Source organism: Shewanella sp. UCD-KL12 (assembly GCF_001957125.1).
Taxonomy (GTDB): Bacteria; Pseudomonadota; Gammaproteobacteria; order Enterobacterales; family Shewanellaceae; genus Shewanella.
On the sequence record NZ_MPHJ01000001.1, the window covers coordinates 557,449 to 574,296 of the forward strand.

Sequence of the window (16,848 nt, forward strand, 5' to 3'; positions counted from 1 at the left end):
CAAGATGACAGAGTTAGAACGAATTGAAAATGCATCAGATAGTCTAGAAATAGATGAAGAGACAGCGCCAGAGATAGAGGTTTTATATGAAGACGAGGATATTGTAGCGATTCATAAACCGGCTGGGCTACTCGTTCACCGCTCATATCTGGCAAGGCGAGAGCGCTTTTTTGCTATGCAGCTCACTCGTGACAAGGTAGGTTGTCATGTCTTTCCTGTTCATCGACTGGACAGGCCTACATCAGGTGTGTTGCTGTTTGCCAAAAGCAGCGAGATGGCTAATGTCTTGTGTGAACAGTTTGCTTCGAAAACCATCGAGAAGGAATATTTGGCAATTGTCAGAGGCAATATGCATGATGCCGCGACATTAGATTATCCCTTAAAGCAGGAGCTTGATGATCATGGTGATAAAGATGTGGATCCTGATAAGGCAGCTCAAGATGCCGTAACCAGTTATCAACCTCTACTCAATACCGAGATCCCTTTTCCATCTGGTCGCTATGCAACGAGTCGCTATGCTTTGGTGAAATTAAAGCCTCATACTGGACGAAAGCATCAGTTACGTCGACATATGGCGCACTTAAGACATCCTATCATTGGCGATACCACTCACGGGGATGGTAAGCAGAATAAGTTTTTTAGGGAGCACTTTTCAGTCAACCGATTATGGCTAATCGCAAAAAAGTTGTCTTTTTCTCATCCGAGAACGGGGCAGCTAATCTGTATTGAAACAGAATTAGAGGAGCAATGGCTCACACTGTTTTCCGCTTTTGGTTGGGACGAGCAATTGTCGACTGAAGAGCCAGTGCTTATCTGCTAAAGCTAACCATTGCTTTTAGCTAATATGATTGAGTGGTCACGATGTTTCAGCTAATGGGGTTGGAACATCGCTTCTATCTTGATTACTCACATCCATACTTTTTTTCTTTTCAGCGATAAACTTTTCATTCTGAGTGGTTCTGAAATAGCACATTCTTCTGATATGAGCGGATCGGTGTACATGTTTCAGATGTCTCTGTCTACATGAGTGACGCATCAGTAAGGCCCTTGAAGTTTCAGCTGAATGAGTTGGCATGAAGCTATCAATAAAGTATGTTTGAAGTATAAATCGAAATTAGATAGAGGGCGATCTGAATCATGAAAAAAGTGAATCTGGTATTTGGAACTGTGTATGGTAATGCTCAGTTTGTTGCTGAGACCTTATCAGCACTGATGATTGAAGAGGGGAGAGAGGTATCATTGTTGTTAAATGAACAGCTTGAAGGCTTTATTCCTCCTGAAGATGAATTGTTATTAGTTATTTGTTCAACAACTGGACAAGGTGATGTCCCAGAAGACATACAACCTTGGTTTGAAATGTTAAAAAATAAGGCGCCCTATCTTCCAGGACTTAAGTACAGTGTGATCGCTTTAGGGGATTCAAGTTATGAAACCTTTTGTGGTGCCGGAGTTCAATTTGACGATTTGCTGAGTGAGTGTGGTGCTAAGCGAGTTGGTGAGTTATTGAAGATTGATGCGTGTGAAACTATGGAACCCGAGGTGGAAGCAAAAGCATGGCTGCAGAGTTGGAACGCGCTTATCGATATGGAAGTCGTTGCCTAAAATATATTAGTCAACATTGGTTTAAATTTGCTCAAAGGTTAAGTCAGTCCTTACTTATCCCTATTGCTATATTACCTGCAGCGGGAGTCATGATTGGCTTAGCGACTAATCCACTGCCTTTTATTCCCGATGCTGTATCTTTAGTCATGCTTGCTGTCGGCAAGCTGATTTTCTCTATGATGCCTATGCTATTTGCAGTGGCTATATCGATAGGGTTTTGTAAAGATCAAGGTATAGCGGCCTTTACTGCCGTATTCGGTTTTAGCGTTTTTCTGTCCAGTATGGCAGCGCTTGCGCAGGTTTATCACCTGCCGACTAGAATGTTGTGGGGAATAGAGACAATAGACACTGGAATTGCTGGGGGGATGTTTGTTGGCGCAGTAACGTGTTTGGCTGTAAGGCAGAGTGAAAAAGTCAGGCTTCCTGCTGTATTATCATTTTTTGAGGGGAGAAGAAGTGCGCCTTTATTAATGATCCCCCTATGTATATTACTCTCTTATCTCGTTATTCAAATTTGGCCCACGCTATCTCATCAAATAGAGCGATTTTCTGATTGGGTCGTATACCAAAAACCAGCACAAGCATTTGCACTCTATGGCATGGTGGAAAGGTTATTAATCCCTTTAGGCTTACATCACATTTGGAATGCGCCTTTTTATTTAGAGATGGGGCAGTTTCTCAAGGAGGGAGAGGTCGTAAGGGGGGAAGTTGCACGTTATCTAGCTGGTGATCCTCTTGCTGGCAACTTAGCAGGAGGGTACTTGATTAAAATGTGGGGCTTACCTGCTGCTGCGATTGCTATATGGCGCTGTGCAGACAAAGCTCAAAGAAATCGAGTGGCAGGCATTATGATATCTGCAGCTTCAGCAAGTTGGCTAACTGGGGTTACAGAGCCAATAGAGTTTGCTTTCATGTTTGTCGCTCCCTTGCTGTTTCTATTGCACGCTTTAATGACTGGACTTGCCTATGCGGTATGTATCTCACTTGATATTCATCACAGCATTGTATTTTCCCATGGTCTTGTTGATTTTACTTTACTGATAAGCAATGCCAAGAATAGTGAATGGTTTCTTATTTTAGGCCCAATTACAGCTGTTATTTACTACATCGTTTTTCGCAGCTCGATATTGATGTTTAACCTTAAAACACCAGGAAGGGTTGAGGGAGAAGACCAACCCAAAGCAAGCTTACTGACAATCATCAATGCGTTAGGTGGTAGTGATAATATATTAGATTTAAACGCATGCCTGACACGGCTTAGGTTGAGCGTAAAGCAGCCAAAACTTGTTGATAAATTAAGGCTTGAGCAACTTGGTGCTAAAGGTGTGGTGATTGTTGGCAATGGTGTGCAGCTTGTATATGGTACTAAAGCGGAAAGTTTACGTCGGCTATTACAAAGATATATGGATACCCGCTCTTGAGCACATAGCACTAGCGTTTGTAGTTTTAAACATTGAGGTAAAGTAATGGAAAGAAAAGTATTAATAACCGATTGTGCTGATGCGAAGGGACTGATCACAAAAATTACGGGCGTTTGTTTTAATCATCGACTTAACATTATAAAAAATAGTGAGTTTGTTGATAACTCTCAGGGGCGTTTCTATATGAGAACCGAACTTGAAGGCGACTTTAATGACCCGCAAATTTTGGCTGATCTCAATGAGGTGCTTCCCCATGAAAGCCATCTGAAATTGGTGAGTACGAGTAAGAAGCGAGTTGTCATCATGGTGACGAAGGAGGCGCACTGTCTTGGTGATATTTTGATGAAGGCCTATTATGGCGGGTTAGATGTTGAGATCGCGGCGATAGTAGGAAATTATGACTCGTTAAAACCTTTAGCCGATAAATTCGATATCCCGTTTCACTTTATTTCTCATCAAGGTATTAGTCGCCCAGAGCATGAAAAGTTGATGGAGGATGTGATTGAGAGTTACGCACCTGACTACCTAGTTTTAGCTAAGTTTATGCGCATACTAACCCCTGAATTTGTTGCACATTTTCCTAATCGGATTATTAATATCCATCACTCATTCTTACCGGCATTTATTGGCGCATCACCCTATCGTCAGGCATGGGAGAGGGGCGTTAAAATCATTGGAGCAACAGCTCATTTTGTTAATAACTGTCTCGATGAAGGGCCAATTATCAAGCAAGATGTCATACATGTTGATCACTCATTCAGCGCCGAAGACTTAGCTAGAAACGGAAGAGATGTTGAAAAGAGTGTGTTAAGTAAGGCGCTTCAATTAGTGTTACACGAAGAGGTGATTGTTTACGGGAATAAAACAGTGGTGTTCTAGGCAGTCGTTTTTAGCTAAAACTCTTCGCTGTAAAACAGGGAGTAGAGGTTGGCTCCCTCTACTCCTCAGCGTAATAAAGCCTAAAGTTAATAATGTATCAGTTAAAAGTTTACTGAATACTTAGTGTTATTCATGGCAATATCGGTAATTGACGTGCGGCCTTCAGTATATGGTGCAATTTTTTTGGCTACTTTTATCGAACCGTTCGATAGGGCAAAGTCATGGAAACTCTCGCCGTTACAAACTAGGTTGGGGAATATTCTCTTTTTATCAATTCGGTATTCATTCATCGTGCTATTAAATCTATAAATACTATCAGAAAGCGCTGTTTTACAAACGCTTATCAAGGTGTTTTCTAACTTAGGGTCCATTGCTGCACTGGCATTAAAAGTGAGTGAAGTCATTAAAAGTCCAGCTAAAGTAATTACTTTTTTCATCTGTCGCTCCTAGCGTTTAGTATTAACATGCTTGTTCTGTCTATATTAAAGCCAGTTTTTACTAGGAAAGCTGTATAGCAATTGTAGCTATCTGTATCAGAGTGTTGTTTAAGCTTCAGTGGGTTTCCAAAGGTAACAATGTATGTTTTATAGAGAATGAATAATGGATTTAATAATATTGTTAATCTCTATTTTTGTTCATTAATAAGAAAGGGGAACTAAATATAGCTCCCCTTTCTTATGTACTACGTTTTAAATATTAATAATTGATGTAAATCAACTCATCGGTATCATGATTCATAGCAATATCTTTAATCGTGACCTTACCTACAGTGTAGGGGGCGATCTTTTTCGCTGTTTTATCTGCTCCGTGACTAAGAGCAAATTGATGGAAGCTTTCTCCATTACAAACTAAACGGGGAAATATTCGCTGTTTTTTTATTCTATAACTTTTCATTGTATGGCTAAATTGATAAAGGCTATTACTGGCCCCGGCCTTACATACGGCAACTAGCGTGTTCTCCATATGAGAAGACATCGCTGCAGAAACAGAGAAGGCCATGGGACTTAAAGCTATGGTTGCAATTACGAGGAATTTTTTCATCATTTGCTCCGTGTATCATTCTTACAGGGGTGATCTGATTTAAGACTGTTTAGGCTCGTTTTGCTTTGTGGTTTTCACTGTTATATGTATCAAAATGTAGAGATGGGATCAGAGTGTTTCACTGAGTAATAATTTGTGTATTTGTTAGAGTTGGCATAAAAAAACTCCCACAAGGGGTGGGAGTTTTATATCATTTGAGTCTTAATTTTGTGGTGTTTAGTCTACAATTCTCAATAGTTCATTGATACTAACTTTACCACGGGTTTTGGCATCAACCTTTTTCACTATGATGGCAGCTTACCGGTTGTAAGTACCACACTTAGAAGGCAAGGTACCAAAAACGACAACTGAGCCCGCTAGAACAGTTATATTCAATGATAGTAGGGCTAGCTTGAAGCGGCTCTAGAACGCCACCAATGCCTACACCACCAGATAAATACACATTTTTACCTGTTTGAGCGCAAGAACCTACTGTCGCTTATGTGCCAACCATTGTCCCTTCATCACAATATTATTGCCTATGAATGAACCTTAGCTTGCTTATATTAGGCTGAAATTAATCAGCTTGTTTTAGTGCTTGAACTAAGTTCTCACTGAGGTTTTGCTGTTGCTCTTCGGTGAGTTGTTCGCCATCAGCATTTTGCAACATGAAGAAATCTTCAGCTCTTTCACCAATGGTGGTAATTTTTGCTGCCATTAATTTAATATCGCAACGATAAAGGGTTTCACCTATTTTTGCTAGTAAGCCTGGGCTATCAAGTGTGATAAGCTCCATCATGCTGGTTCCATGACGGCGTGAAGGTAAAAAGCTCACGTGAGTCGCCACTTTAAATGGCTTCATCTGCCGAGGTATTTTTCTAAATTTTGGCAATTTTGGTGTGTCTTTACTCAGGGCTTTAGTTAATGCTTTTTTTACCCCTTGAATGCGTGCTATCTGAGAAACAGGACTACCATCCTGCTCTAATATCACAAAAGAATCGAGTGCATAATCATCTTTAGACGTCATGACGCTAGCGTCATGAACATTAATATTTTTGTTATCAAGTACAGCCATCACAGTTGCAAATAACTTAGGCTTATCTGAGCCATAGACAAAAAGTTCAGTACCTCCACGAATGGTATGCTTAGAGATCAGCACGAGCGGCTCATTTTGTTTATGTTTGAGAATGGCTTCTGAATGCCAAGCAATTTGGTTGGGCTGATGCTTTAAAAAGTAATCGGCTTTAAACCTTTGCCATAAGCTCTCTAAGCTTTTTTCCTTTATTCCGCGTCTTAGTAGCTCTTTTTTGGCTTTAGCTTGATGCTCACGAACCCGGGCACGAATATCAACAGGCTTCTCTTTACCTCTGGCTAATACACGTTGTGTGGAAAAATAGAGATCTCGAAGTAACGAGCCTTTCCAACTGTTCCAGGTTTTCTCGTTGGTTGCACAGATATCAGCAACGGTTAGGCAATAAAGGTAGCTTAAGTGAACGGCATCTCGTACTTTTTCAGCAAACTCTGCCACCACATCTGGATCAGAGATATCACGCCGTTGAGCGGTGACAGACATGACCAAGTGGTTTTCAACAAGCCAACTGACGAGTCTACCATCATGGTTATTGAGTCCATGAAACTTACAGAAATTAAGTGCATCAATTGCACCTAGCTTACTATGATCGCCACCGCGTCCTTTACCAATATCATGGAAAATAGCAGCTAAGACTAGTAAGCCTTTCTTCGGAAGCTGATTAATGAGTACTGATCCTAGGGGAAATTCCTCTTTTTGCTCAGGCTGTGAGAAGCGGTCAATATTTTTTAGTAATCGGTGAGTGTGCTCATCGACGGTATAAGCATGAAAAAGGTCGAACTGCATCAAACCTTCAATATCCCGCCAAGCTGGCAGGTAAGCTGATAACACCCCATGTCTATGCATTAATGATAGAGAGGCTATTCCTCGCGGATGGCGGAGGAGCTCTAAGAATACCTCTCTGCAGTCTTCTTGCTCCATTAAGGGCTGTGTGAGCGCGCGTCTTGCTTCTCGTAAATCCCTTAATGTTGGCGCATATATCCCTTTAATGTTGGAGTTTTTGGCAACCAATAGAAAGAGCTTCATGATCTCTACAGGCTTATCAAACATCTTGACTGTCAAAGATTCAATAAAAGTGCCACGCAGCTGATAGTGGCTATTGATAGGGGTAATTGCCAATGCTTTGGTGTGGCCTAAAGTGGCTCTTTTAAAATGCTGTAGCAGCATTTGGTTAAGCTCCATTACTCGCCTAACCGTGCGGTAATAACGCTTCATCATCTGCTCAACACCGAGTTGAGTAGAATCTTCATACCCCATAATATCTGCGACTTGGCGTTGAAGATCGAACAGAAGACGGTTTTCATCACGACCAGCTATCAGGTGCAGAGCAAAGCGTAATTCCCAAAGAAATGACTGACACTCCAGCAGTTCTTCTAGCTCATCCGATTCAAGAAAACCATGAGCAACAAGATCTTCGGCTTTTGATGCATCGAAATATCGCATAGCGACCCAAGCAACGGTATGTATATCCCTTAGGCCCCCCGGACAAGTTTTTAGGTTAGGTTCAAGATCAAAGGCATTAGCTTTGGCATGACGAGCGAGCTGTTCATCTCTTTTAGCGAGGTAGAATTTATCAGCTGGCCAGAAATCATCTTGGCGGATAGCGCTGTAAAGGGCTTGATACAGGTTGTTAGGGCCGCAAAGCAGTCGCGATTCAAGCAGATTGGTTGCTATGGTGACATCTGCTTTTCCCTGATCCAGCGTCTGTTTAATGCTGCGAAAACTATGGCCAACTTCTAATCCCGCATCCCACAAAAATGCAATGTATGCACTTAATGCTTTTTCTGCAGCAGGGCAGGGCTCATCTTCACTTAAGAAGAGGAGGTCGACATCAGATTGTGGGTGAAGCTCTCCCCGCCCATATCCACCAACAGCAATCAGCGCGATGGGAAACTGCTCGAGCTCGTAGGATTGCCATTGTTGTTGAAGTAATCCATCAACAAATTGACTGCGTTCAGCGACGAGGTTTTGAATCGATGTTTCTTGGCGAAATCGAGCTAAGAGGTCATGGTTTTGAGCAAGAAGGGATGCTTTCGCGAGTCGAGCTGATTCTGTGGTCATTGTGATCCTTTATACAAAATGAAACCAACCTACTGTTGTAGATTGGCTAGTATCATTGCCCACAGAATGCAGTCACTAAGCCAGAGTTTAATTACACTCTAAGTGCTTAATGGTTAATAGCTCTTGGGAAGTCTTCTTCAGCACGAAGAGTTAACACTTCTACGCCTGTTTTAGTAACGAGCAAAGTATGCTCCCACTGAGCTGATTTTTTACCATCAGAAGTTGTCACTGTCCAGTTATCTTCTTTATCTAATATGCAAGTATGGCGACCCGCATTGATCATTGGCTCAATAGTGAAGCACATGCCAGGGCGTAGGACTGTCTTATCGCTATTTTTGTAGTGCATGACTTGTGGCTCTTCATGGAAACCTGCGCCAATACCATGTCCACAGTAATCTTTAACTATGCTGTACTTCTCAAGACCCGTCTTTTTAGTTTTTACAAATTTCTCAACAATAGTGCCAATCTCGCCAAGCTTCATTCCTGGGCGGACCTTACGGATACTGGCATAAAGGCTTTCTTGGGCGATACGGCAAAGACGCATATCTTTGGCACTTACATCACCAATGAGAAACATTTTTGAGGTATCACCATGGTAGCCATCTTTAATGACTGTGATATCTATGTTGATGATATCGCCATCCTTCAATTTACGGCCGCTAGGAATACCATGGCAGATGACTTCGTTGATTGAAGTACAAATTGATTTCGGAAATCCGTGATAATTCAGAGGGGCTGAAATAGCGTCATTCTCGGCGGTAAATTTTGCGCAGATATCATTAAGCTCATCGGTGCTCACTCCTACCTTTACAAAGGGAGCAATCATCTCTAAAACCTGAGCTGCAAGCTTACCTGCGGCGCGCATCTTCTCGATCTCTTCAGCTGTCTTTATCACTATACTCATTTAGGCTATCTCTTTTGTCTCAATTATTGAGGAATCTGCTTGCTATTTTTTGTGCAAATTCATCACTAAAATTTGTGTTTGCGCTGGTAATATGGTATAAAGCGCGCCGTTGTGTTTGACTCTATAGACTCTGGAGCTTTTACGAAGAAACACTTTATCAACATGATAGAGGCTCGAGTAAAAATAAAAGAGCTTAGAGCTTAGATGGCGGCCATTATACATGGCAAACTTTAAAATACTAAATCACACACGTGTCGACACATTCTCCGGGGTGCCTAATTAGGTCGGAGATATGGGATACGTGGAGGTCTAACCCCTAATTATTTAAGGTAATAAAATGACTACAGTTTCAATGCGCGACATGCTACAAGCCGGTGTTCACTTCGGTCACCAGACTCGTTACTGGAACCCAAAGATGAAGCCTTTCATCTTCGGCGCTCGTAATGGTGTTCACATCATCAACCTAGAGCACACTGTGCCTATGTTCAATGAAGCACTTGCTTTCATCAGCAATGTTGCATCAAAGAAAGGTAAAGTTCTTTTTGTTGGTACTAAGCGTGCTGCAAGCGAAGCTATCAAAGAATCTGCTATCTCTTGTGATCAGTACTACGTTGATCACCGCTGGTTAGGTGGTATGTTGACTAACTGGAAAACAGTTCGTCAATCAATCAAGCGTCTTAAAGACCTTGAAAGCCAGTCTGTAGACGGTACTTTCGACAAGCTTACAAAGAAAGAAGCGCTTATGCGTACTCGTGAGCTTGAGAAGCTAGAAAAGTCTCTTGGTGGAATCAAGAACATGGGCGGCCTACCTGACGTTATCTTCGTTATCGGTGCTGACCATGAGCATATTGCTGTTAAAGAAGCTAACAACCTAGGTATTCCAGTTGTAGCTGTTGTTGATACTAACTCGTCTCCAGACGGCATCAACTACATCATTCCTGGCAATGATGATGCGATGCGTTCTATCCGTTTATACACTGAGTCTGTTGCTGCTGCCGCTAAAGCTGGCCGTGGTCAAGACCTAGCTGTACAAGCTGAGCAAGACGGTTTCGTAGAAGCTGAATAATTTGGGCGGATGAATGTCATCCCCCCTCATTAACCAAGATACTTGATTGGTGAGCAGGGGCCTTCGGCCCCTGTTTTATATCAAACGAATTTGTAGAATTATCTGTAGAGGATTTAACAATGGCAATTACTGCTGCCCAAGTTAAAGAACTTCGTGACCGCACTGGCGCTGGCATGATGGACTGTAAAAAAGCATTGACTGAAACTGCTGGTGACATCGAGCTAGCAATTGATAACATGCGTAAGAGCGGTGCTGCAAAGGCTGCTAAAAAAGCGGGTAACATCGCTGCTGAAGGTACTATCCTTATCAAGAATGGCGAAGGTTTCGCTGCGCTTCTAGAAGTTAACTGTCAAACAGACTTCGTTGCTAAAGATGCAAGCTTCCTAGCATTCGCTAACTCAGTACTAGATGTTGCTTCTGCGTCTAAAGTGACGATTGAAGATCTTAAAGCACAGTTTGAAGAAACTCGTGTTGCTCTAGTTGCTAAGATTGGTGAAAACATCAACGTTCGTCGCGTTGAGTACATCGATGGTGCAAACCTTTCTTCTTACCGTCACGGTGAGCGTATCGGTGTTGTTGTTGCCGGTGAAGCTGATGAAGAAACGCTAAAGCACGTTGCAATGCACGTTGCTGCTTCTAAGCCTGAGTTCGTTAACCCTGAAGATGTTCCTGCTGATCTTGTTGCAAAAGAAGAAGCACTTCAGATCGAAATCGCTATGAACGAAGGCAAGCCTGAAGAGATTGCTAAGAAGATGGTTCTTGGTCGCATGAAGAAGTTTACTGGTGAGATCTCTCTTACTGGCCAAGCTTACATCATGGAGCCTAAGAAAACTGTTGGTGCAGTTCTTAAAGAGAAAAACGCTACTGTTTCAAACTTCGTTCGTTTAGAAGTTGGCGAAGGTATCGCGAAGAAAGAAGAAGATTTTGCTGCAGAAGTTGCTGCACAAATCGCTGCTACTAAGGCTTAATCTCCTTTTGTAAGCACATCTAAGACCGCGGCCTTTGCTGCGGTCTTATTGTATATTTTACCTATCGGCAAAACATCAGGACTATAAAAATGAGCACGAATCCTAAACCTGCATTTCGACGTATTCTTCTAAAGCTTAGTGGTGAAGCCCTAATGGGCGAAGAAGGCTTTGGTATCGATCCTAAAGTATTAGATCGTATGGCTCAGGAGATTAAAGAACTGGTTGAGCTTGGCATTCAGGTAGGTGTGGTTATCGGTGGTGGTAATCTATTTCGCGGAGAAGGACTGGCACAAGCTGGTATGAATCGTGTTGTTGGCGACCATATGGGTATGCTTGCGACAGTGATGAATGGCCTCGCGATGCGTGATGCGCTACACCGTGCATATGTGAATGCAAGATTGATGTCTGCGATCCCATTAAAGGGCGTATGTGACGATTACAATTGGGCTGAAGCAATTAGTTTGCTAAAGTCTGGCCGTGTTGTAATTTTTGCCGCAGGAACGGGTAACCCTTTCTGTACTACTGATTCAGCAGCATGTCTGCGTGGAATCGAGATTGAGGCTGAAGTCGTAATCAAAGGGACTAAGGTAGACGGTGTCTATTCTGATGATCCTGTTAAAAACCCAGATGCAGTAAAATATGATGAAATGGGTTACGATGAAGTACTTGAAAAAGAATTAAAAGTGATGGATCTTGCTGCGTTTACGATGGCGAGAGATCACGATATGCCTTTATTGGTATTTAACATGAATAAGCCTGGTGCCCTACGTCGTGTCATAATGGGTGAACAGGAAGGTACAATGATTAAGAGTTCTACAGCACCAGAGCAATAAATGCTGTAATATCCAGTCAATAACGAGTACATAGCGATGTACGACTGGCAGTACCTATGATTAAGAATTTAGTGATTCATTGAAAGGATATTTAACGTGATAAACGAAATCAAAACTGATGCTCAAACACGTATGGCTAAATGTGTAGAAGCCACTAAAACTCAAATGGCTAAAGTGCGTACAGGTCGAGCTCACCCAAGTCTTTTAGACTCTATTAAGGTGTCTTACTACGGCTCTCTTACCCCGCTTAAGCAGGTGGGTAACGTTTCAATTGAAGATTCTCGTACTCTTGCTATTTCAGTTTTTGATAGCACTATGATTCAAGCTGTTGAAAAAGCCATTATGACTTCGGACTTAGGTCTGAACCCTATGTCTGCTGGCGCAATTATCCGCATTCCACTTCCAGCGCTTACCGAAGAGCGTCGTAAGGACCTTATTAAGGTTGTACGTGCTGAAGCTGAAAACGGCCGTGTTGCGGTTCGTAACGTTCGTCGTGATGCTAACTCAGATGTTAAAGATCTTGAGAAAGAGAAAGAGTGTACGACTGATGATGTGCACCGTACTGAAGATGAAGTTCAGAAGTTTACTGATGCTCATATCAAGCAGATTGATGAGATCTTGTCTGCAAAAGAAGCAGAGTTGATGGAAGTCTAATCTCGAGCGAAGAAACTAGAGTTCAGACGCCGTGTAGCGGTATACTACACGGCGTTTGCTATTTTAAGGGTTGTAATAGATGTCAATCGGTTCGCAGTCGAGCACAGATTTTTCCTCTGAGGAGATAGCTGAGCTTGTTAAACAGTCAACACCAAAACATGTTGCTATCATTATGGATGGTAATGGGCGTTGGGCCCAAGCTCAGGGGAAACCTAGAGTTATGGGGCATAAGGCTGGTGTTAAGACCGTTAGACGTGCTGTCAGCACTGCCAGAGACATGGGCATTGAATCCTTAACATTGTTTGCTTTTTCAAGTGAAAACTGGCGTCGACCCGATAAAGAGGTCACCTTATTGATGGAGCTGTTTTTTACCGTGCTTCAGCGCGAAATAAAACTGCTTTATAAGAATGGCGTTAGGCTTAATATTATAGGTGACATCAGTCGATTCTCAGAGCGCCTACAAAAGCAAATTGCGGCAGCAGAACAAAAAACTGCCGGTAATTCAGATCTCATCTTAAACGTCGCAGCCAACTACGGTGGGCGTTGGGATATCATGCAAGCTGCACAAACATTAGCTAAAAAAGTAGAAAACGGTGAAATGAACAGCAGTCAGTTTACCGAAGAGGCTATAAGTGAGCATTTATGCATGCAAAACCAGCCTGAAGTTGATTTAATGATACGTACTGGCGGCGATTACCGAATCAGTAACTTTGTGCTTTGGCAGGCTGCTTACGCTGAGCTAGTATTTACCGATACCTTGTGGCCTGATTTTGATGAGAGTGCATTTAAACATGCGATTGCTGTTTTTGCGTCTCGTCAAAGACGATTTGGTTTGACTGGCTGTCAGATAGAGTCGATGCAGTCTGAGTAATAATTTTTTTGAGGGATAGTTTTGCTAAAACAACGAATAATAACAGCAATATGGTTAATCCCCTTGGTTTTGGGGGCTGTGTTTTGGCTCCCTACGGAATACTTTTCATGGGCATTGATCCCTGTATTCCTTATTGCAGCCAAGGAGTGGGGACAGATAATTGATAAGCGCTGCCAAATAACGCAGTGGAGTTTTACTATCACTATCGGTGTGCTTTTGGTGGCATTAAACCTTTTTGTACCAAGCGATGAGCTTTGGTTTAAAGGCCATCTTCATCCGGTATTGTTAGCCATTATCCTGATTGGTGCGTTGTGGTGGGCCATCTCGCTACTCTTAGTGATCACTTTTCCAAAAAGTTCGGCAATGTGGCAAAAGAGCCATATGTTTAAGTCGATGTTCGGTCAGTTAACCTTGATCCCCTGTTTTGCAGCACTCATTGTATTAAAAGGGCTAAGCTCACAAGCTGAACCTTCGTATGGGGGCACACTGATTTTCTTGGTTATGCTTGTGGTTTGGGCGACTGATAGTGGTGCTTACTTTGCAGGCAAAGCGTTAGGCCGCACAAAACTTATGCCAAACGTCAGCCCTGCCAAAACGATTGAGGGCTTAGTTGGAGGCTTATTGACTAGCATGATTGTAGTGGCTGGAGTGATGAGTGTTTCTCCTGAACAGGAGTTAGGTTTAGTTATTGCCGTAACCCTCTTCATCGCACTAGTATCTGCTGTTGGCGACCTCTCAGAAAGTATGTTTAAGCGCGTCGCTGATATTAAAGATTCAGGTACTATTTTACCTGGGCACGGTGGGGTTCTCGATAGGATCGATAGCCTGACCGCTGCACTTCCTGTATTTACGCTTATCTATATCGCATTTTGGATGTAATCTGATGCAAAAAATGGTCATTCTTGGCGCTACTGGGTCAATTGGAGCAAGTACATTAAGTGTCATTGCTAAAAACCCTGAGTCGTTTTCAGCTTATGCGTTAGTCGCTAATACCAACGTCGACAAGATGTTGTCTCTGTGCTTAACACATAAGCCTGAAGTGGCTCATATGGTCGATGCCAAGGCTGCAACTGAGCTTAAACAGCGATTACCAGCAACGCTTAACGTAGAAGTGACGACTGGTGAAGACCAGTTGTTTGATCTTGTTTCTTCGGCGAACGTTGATACGGTTATGGCTGCTATTGTCGGCGCAGCAGGCTTGTTACCAACTCTTGCCGCAGTTAAAGCGGGTAAAAGAGTGCTACTGGCCAATAAAGAGTCGCTAGTGATGTCTGGTCGACTGTTTATTGATGCAATGCAGGCATCAGGTGCACAAGTACTGCCCGTTGACAGTGAACATAACGCTATTTTTCAAGCTTTGCCTGATTCAGTTCAACAGAATATTGGTTTTTGCGAGCTTGAAAGTGCAGGCATTTCACATATCTTATTGACGGGGTCAGGTGGGCCGTTTCTTAACTCTCCTCTCGATTCCCTAAGCTCGATGACACCAGCACAGGCTTGTAAACATCCTAACTGGTCTATGGGGCAGAAAATCTCAGTGGATTCGGCCAGTATGATGAATAAGGGCCTCGAATATATAGAGGCTCGTTGGTTATTTAACGCAAAGCGTGAGCAGCTTAAGGTTGTTATTCACCCACAGAGTGTTATTCACTCAATGGTTCAATACAAAGATGGCTCAGTTATTGCGCAATTGGGTAACCCTGATATGCGTACACCGATAGCTCATTGCATGTCATTTCCAGAAAGAATCCGCTCAGGTGTTGAACCTTTAGACTTTTTTACAGTCGGACAACTTAGTTTCTTAGAACCAGACTTCAATCGCTTCCCCTGTTTATCTTTAGCTATTGAGGCATGTGCCCAAGGGCAGGAAGCAACAACAGTACTCAATGCTGCAAATGAGATATCGGTTGCAGCATTTTTGCAAAACAAGTTAAAGTTCACTGATATATCTAAAATTAATGAAGCATGCTTAAATTATGTTCCTGTGACTTCCCTTGGAAGTATTGATGATATTATTGCTTTGGATAACCAATCGCGTAGATACGCATTAGAGATGGTTGCAAAGGCTTAACGACCTAATAGGATGGTAATGATCGACTTTTTATGGAACTTAGGTTCTTTTGTAATAGCCTTAGGCATCTTAATTGCTGCTCATGAGTATGGTCATTTTTGGGTGGCTAGACGATGTGGTGTAAAGGTTGAGCGCTTTTCTATTGGTTTTGGTAAAGCTATCTGGCGCCGTGAAGGTAAAGATGGCACCGAATATGTTTTAGCTATGATCCCGCTTGGCGGATACGTCAAAATGCTTGACGAAAGAGTCGAAGAGGTACCTGAAGAGTTTAAAGAGCAAGCATTTAACCGTAAGAATGTCTGGCAGCGGATAGCGATTGTTGCTGCAGGACCTTTAGCTAACTTCCTATTTGCTATTGTTGCGCTTTATGCCATGTACCTGATTGGCGTGCCATCAATCAAGCCTGTTATTGATTCAACACGATTAAACTCACCTGCGGCTCAAGTTCAAATTAATGAACCTATGCTAATAACGTCTGTCGAAGGTAAGCCAGTAAAAAACTGGGAAGAGGTGACTTACGCCTTGGTGGGTGAGATAGGTGAGCCTAGTATTGATATTACGCTTACACCACTGAAATATAGTGATACTGTTTCAACAGGGCAAGGTAGAAGTTACACCTTAGATACTCGTGAATGGAAATTTGATCCAGATAAAGAGTCTCCTATTACTTCTCTTGGGCTTGAGACATTCAGACCTGAAATTACGCCTGTATTAGGGCTTGTCAGTGCTGATGGCGCCGCTGCCGCTGCTGGCATAGAGGTAGGTGATACCTTAGTTGCTGTCGATGGTATCGCTTATGATGATTGGGACCAATTTGTTGATAAGGTCAAGGCCTCAGCCAATAAGGCAATCTCGATTACTGTTCGCCGAGAAGGCGAGCAACTTGAGTACAAGGTCTATCCCGCTGAACGAAAAAATCAACAGGGTCAAGTTGAAGGAGTGATAGGTGTTGCCCCAACACAAGCACAGTGGCCAGAGAATATGCAATTGCAGCTTGAGTATGGTGTTTTAGACTCATTTGTTGTTGCTGCAGATAAAACATGGCAACTTATCGCTGTGAGCTTTAAGATGATTGGCAAGTTAATCACAGGTGACTTGTCTGTTAAAAATTTAAGTGGACCAATATCGATTGCACAAGGTGCGGGTAGTAGTGCGAATTACGGTTTGGTTTACTTTTTAGGTTTTCTTGCATTAATCAGTGTTAACTTAGGCATTATTAATTTACTGCCTTTGCCAGTGCTTGATGGGGGACACCTGATGTATTACTTCATAGAAGTGATCACAGGAAGGCCTGTACCGGAGAAGGTACAGGAAATTGGATTCAGATTTGGGGCAGCTATGCTGCTGATGTTGATGAGTGTAGCGCTTTTCAACGATTTCTCCCGACTCTGAGCAAGGACACACACAT

The 16,848-nt window shown here is 42.6% G+C and carries 16 protein-coding genes and 2 pseudogenes; 12 read left to right on the forward strand and 6 right to left on the reverse strand.

Annotation, left to right across the window (positions count from 1 at the left end; translation table 11 throughout):
• The first annotated feature begins 4 nt into the window (after positions 1-4).
• From truC to purU, 4 genes are all read left to right on the forward strand, one after another.
• Positions 5-820, forward strand: coding sequence for a tRNA pseudouridine(65) synthase TruC (gene truC, locus BM736_RS02385; RefSeq protein WP_076409839.1), 816 nt, complete (start codon positions 5-7; stop codon positions 818-820).
• 317 nt (positions 821-1,137) lie between these two features.
• Positions 1,138-1,602 (forward strand): flavodoxin, encoded by a 465-nt coding sequence (locus BM736_RS02390; protein ID WP_076408146.1) that lies wholly within the window; start codon positions 1,138-1,140, stop codon positions 1,600-1,602.
• Positions 1,554-3,023: a PTS transporter subunit EIIC gene (locus tag BM736_RS02395; protein ID WP_076408148.1), complete on the forward strand. Its 1,470-nt coding sequence runs from the start codon at positions 1,554-1,556 to the stop codon at positions 3,021-3,023. The genes BM736_RS02390 and BM736_RS02395 overlap by 49 nt, the downstream gene beginning before the upstream one ends.
• 45 nt (positions 3,024-3,068) lie before the next feature.
• The gene (gene purU, locus BM736_RS02400; RefSeq protein WP_076408150.1) at positions 3,069-3,902 is read left to right on the forward strand and encodes a formyltetrahydrofolate deformylase; all 834 of its coding nucleotides are present in this window, start codon (positions 3,069-3,071) and stop codon (positions 3,900-3,902) included.
• 101 nt (positions 3,903-4,003) lie between these two features.
• Here purU and BM736_RS02405 read toward each other — a convergent pair whose 3' ends face one another.
• From BM736_RS02405 to map, 6 genes and pseudogenes are all read right to left on the reverse strand, one after another.
• Positions 4,004-4,339: a DUF3718 domain-containing protein gene (locus BM736_RS02405; protein ID WP_076408153.1), complete on the reverse strand. Its 336-nt coding sequence runs from the start codon at positions 4,337-4,339 to the stop codon at positions 4,004-4,006.
• Between the two features lie 259 nt (positions 4,340-4,598).
• Positions 4,599-4,943, reverse strand: coding sequence for a DUF3718 domain-containing protein (locus tag BM736_RS02410; RefSeq protein ID WP_076408155.1), 345 nt, complete (start codon positions 4,941-4,943; stop codon positions 4,599-4,601).
• A 216-nt stretch (positions 4,944-5,159) separates the two neighbouring features.
• A pseudogene (gene dapD, locus BM736_RS25525) lies at positions 5,160-5,300 on the reverse strand (2,3,4,5-tetrahydropyridine-2,6-dicarboxylate N-succinyltransferase); the annotation flags it as partial.
• Between the two features lie 4 nt (positions 5,301-5,304).
• Positions 5,305-5,454 (reverse strand): annotated as a pseudogene (dapD, locus tag BM736_RS25530) (2,3,4,5-tetrahydropyridine-2,6-dicarboxylate N-succinyltransferase); the annotation flags it as partial.
• A 45-nt stretch (positions 5,455-5,499) separates the two neighbouring features.
• Positions 5,500-8,073: a bifunctional uridylyltransferase/uridylyl-removing protein GlnD gene (gene glnD / locus BM736_RS02415; RefSeq protein ID WP_076408157.1), complete on the reverse strand. Its 2,574-nt coding sequence runs from the start codon at positions 8,071-8,073 to the stop codon at positions 5,500-5,502.
• 106 nt (positions 8,074-8,179) lie between these two features.
• The gene (gene map, locus BM736_RS02420; protein WP_076408160.1) at positions 8,180-8,977 is read right to left on the reverse strand and encodes a type I methionyl aminopeptidase; all 798 of its coding nucleotides are present in this window, start codon (positions 8,975-8,977) and stop codon (positions 8,180-8,182) included.
• Positions 8,978-9,314: 337 nt separating this feature from the next.
• Here map and rpsB point away from each other — a divergent pair, with 337 nt between their 5' ends.
• The 8 genes from rpsB (at position 9,315) to rseP (ending at position 16,832) form a co-directional block, all read left to right on the forward strand.
• Positions 9,315-10,043, forward strand: coding sequence for a 30S ribosomal protein S2 (gene rpsB / locus BM736_RS02425; protein WP_076408163.1), 729 nt, complete (start codon positions 9,315-9,317; stop codon positions 10,041-10,043).
• Positions 10,044-10,162: 119 nt separating this feature from the next.
• Positions 10,163-11,011, forward strand: coding sequence for a translation elongation factor Ts (gene tsf / locus BM736_RS02430; RefSeq protein WP_076408166.1), 849 nt, complete (start codon positions 10,163-10,165; stop codon positions 11,009-11,011).
• Between the two features lie 89 nt (positions 11,012-11,100).
• Positions 11,101-11,844: a UMP kinase gene (gene pyrH / locus BM736_RS02435; protein ID WP_076408168.1), complete on the forward strand. Its 744-nt coding sequence runs from the start codon at positions 11,101-11,103 to the stop codon at positions 11,842-11,844.
• A gap of 96 nt (positions 11,845-11,940) precedes the next feature.
• On the forward strand, positions 11,941-12,498 hold the full coding sequence (gene frr / locus BM736_RS02440; protein ID WP_076408172.1) for a ribosome recycling factor: 558 nt from the start codon (positions 11,941-11,943) through the stop codon (positions 12,496-12,498).
• A gap of 79 nt (positions 12,499-12,577) precedes the next feature.
• Entirely contained in the window at positions 12,578-13,369 is a 792-nt protein-coding gene (gene uppS, locus BM736_RS02445) for a polyprenyl diphosphate synthase (RefSeq protein ID WP_076408174.1), read from the forward strand.
• A gap of 21 nt (positions 13,370-13,390) precedes the next feature.
• A complete protein-coding gene (locus tag BM736_RS02450; RefSeq protein ID WP_076408177.1) occupies positions 13,391-14,248 on the forward strand; it encodes a phosphatidate cytidylyltransferase in 858 nt (285 codons plus the stop codon).
• 4 nt (positions 14,249-14,252) lie between these two features.
• Entirely contained in the window at positions 14,253-15,440 is a 1,188-nt protein-coding gene (gene ispC / locus BM736_RS02455; RefSeq protein ID WP_076408179.1) for a 1-deoxy-D-xylulose-5-phosphate reductoisomerase, read from the forward strand.
• A gap of 18 nt (positions 15,441-15,458) precedes the next feature.
• Positions 15,459-16,832, forward strand: coding sequence for a sigma E protease regulator RseP (rseP, locus tag BM736_RS02460; RefSeq protein ID WP_076408182.1), 1,374 nt, complete (start codon positions 15,459-15,461; stop codon positions 16,830-16,832).
• Positions 16,833-16,848: the final 16 nt, after the last annotated feature.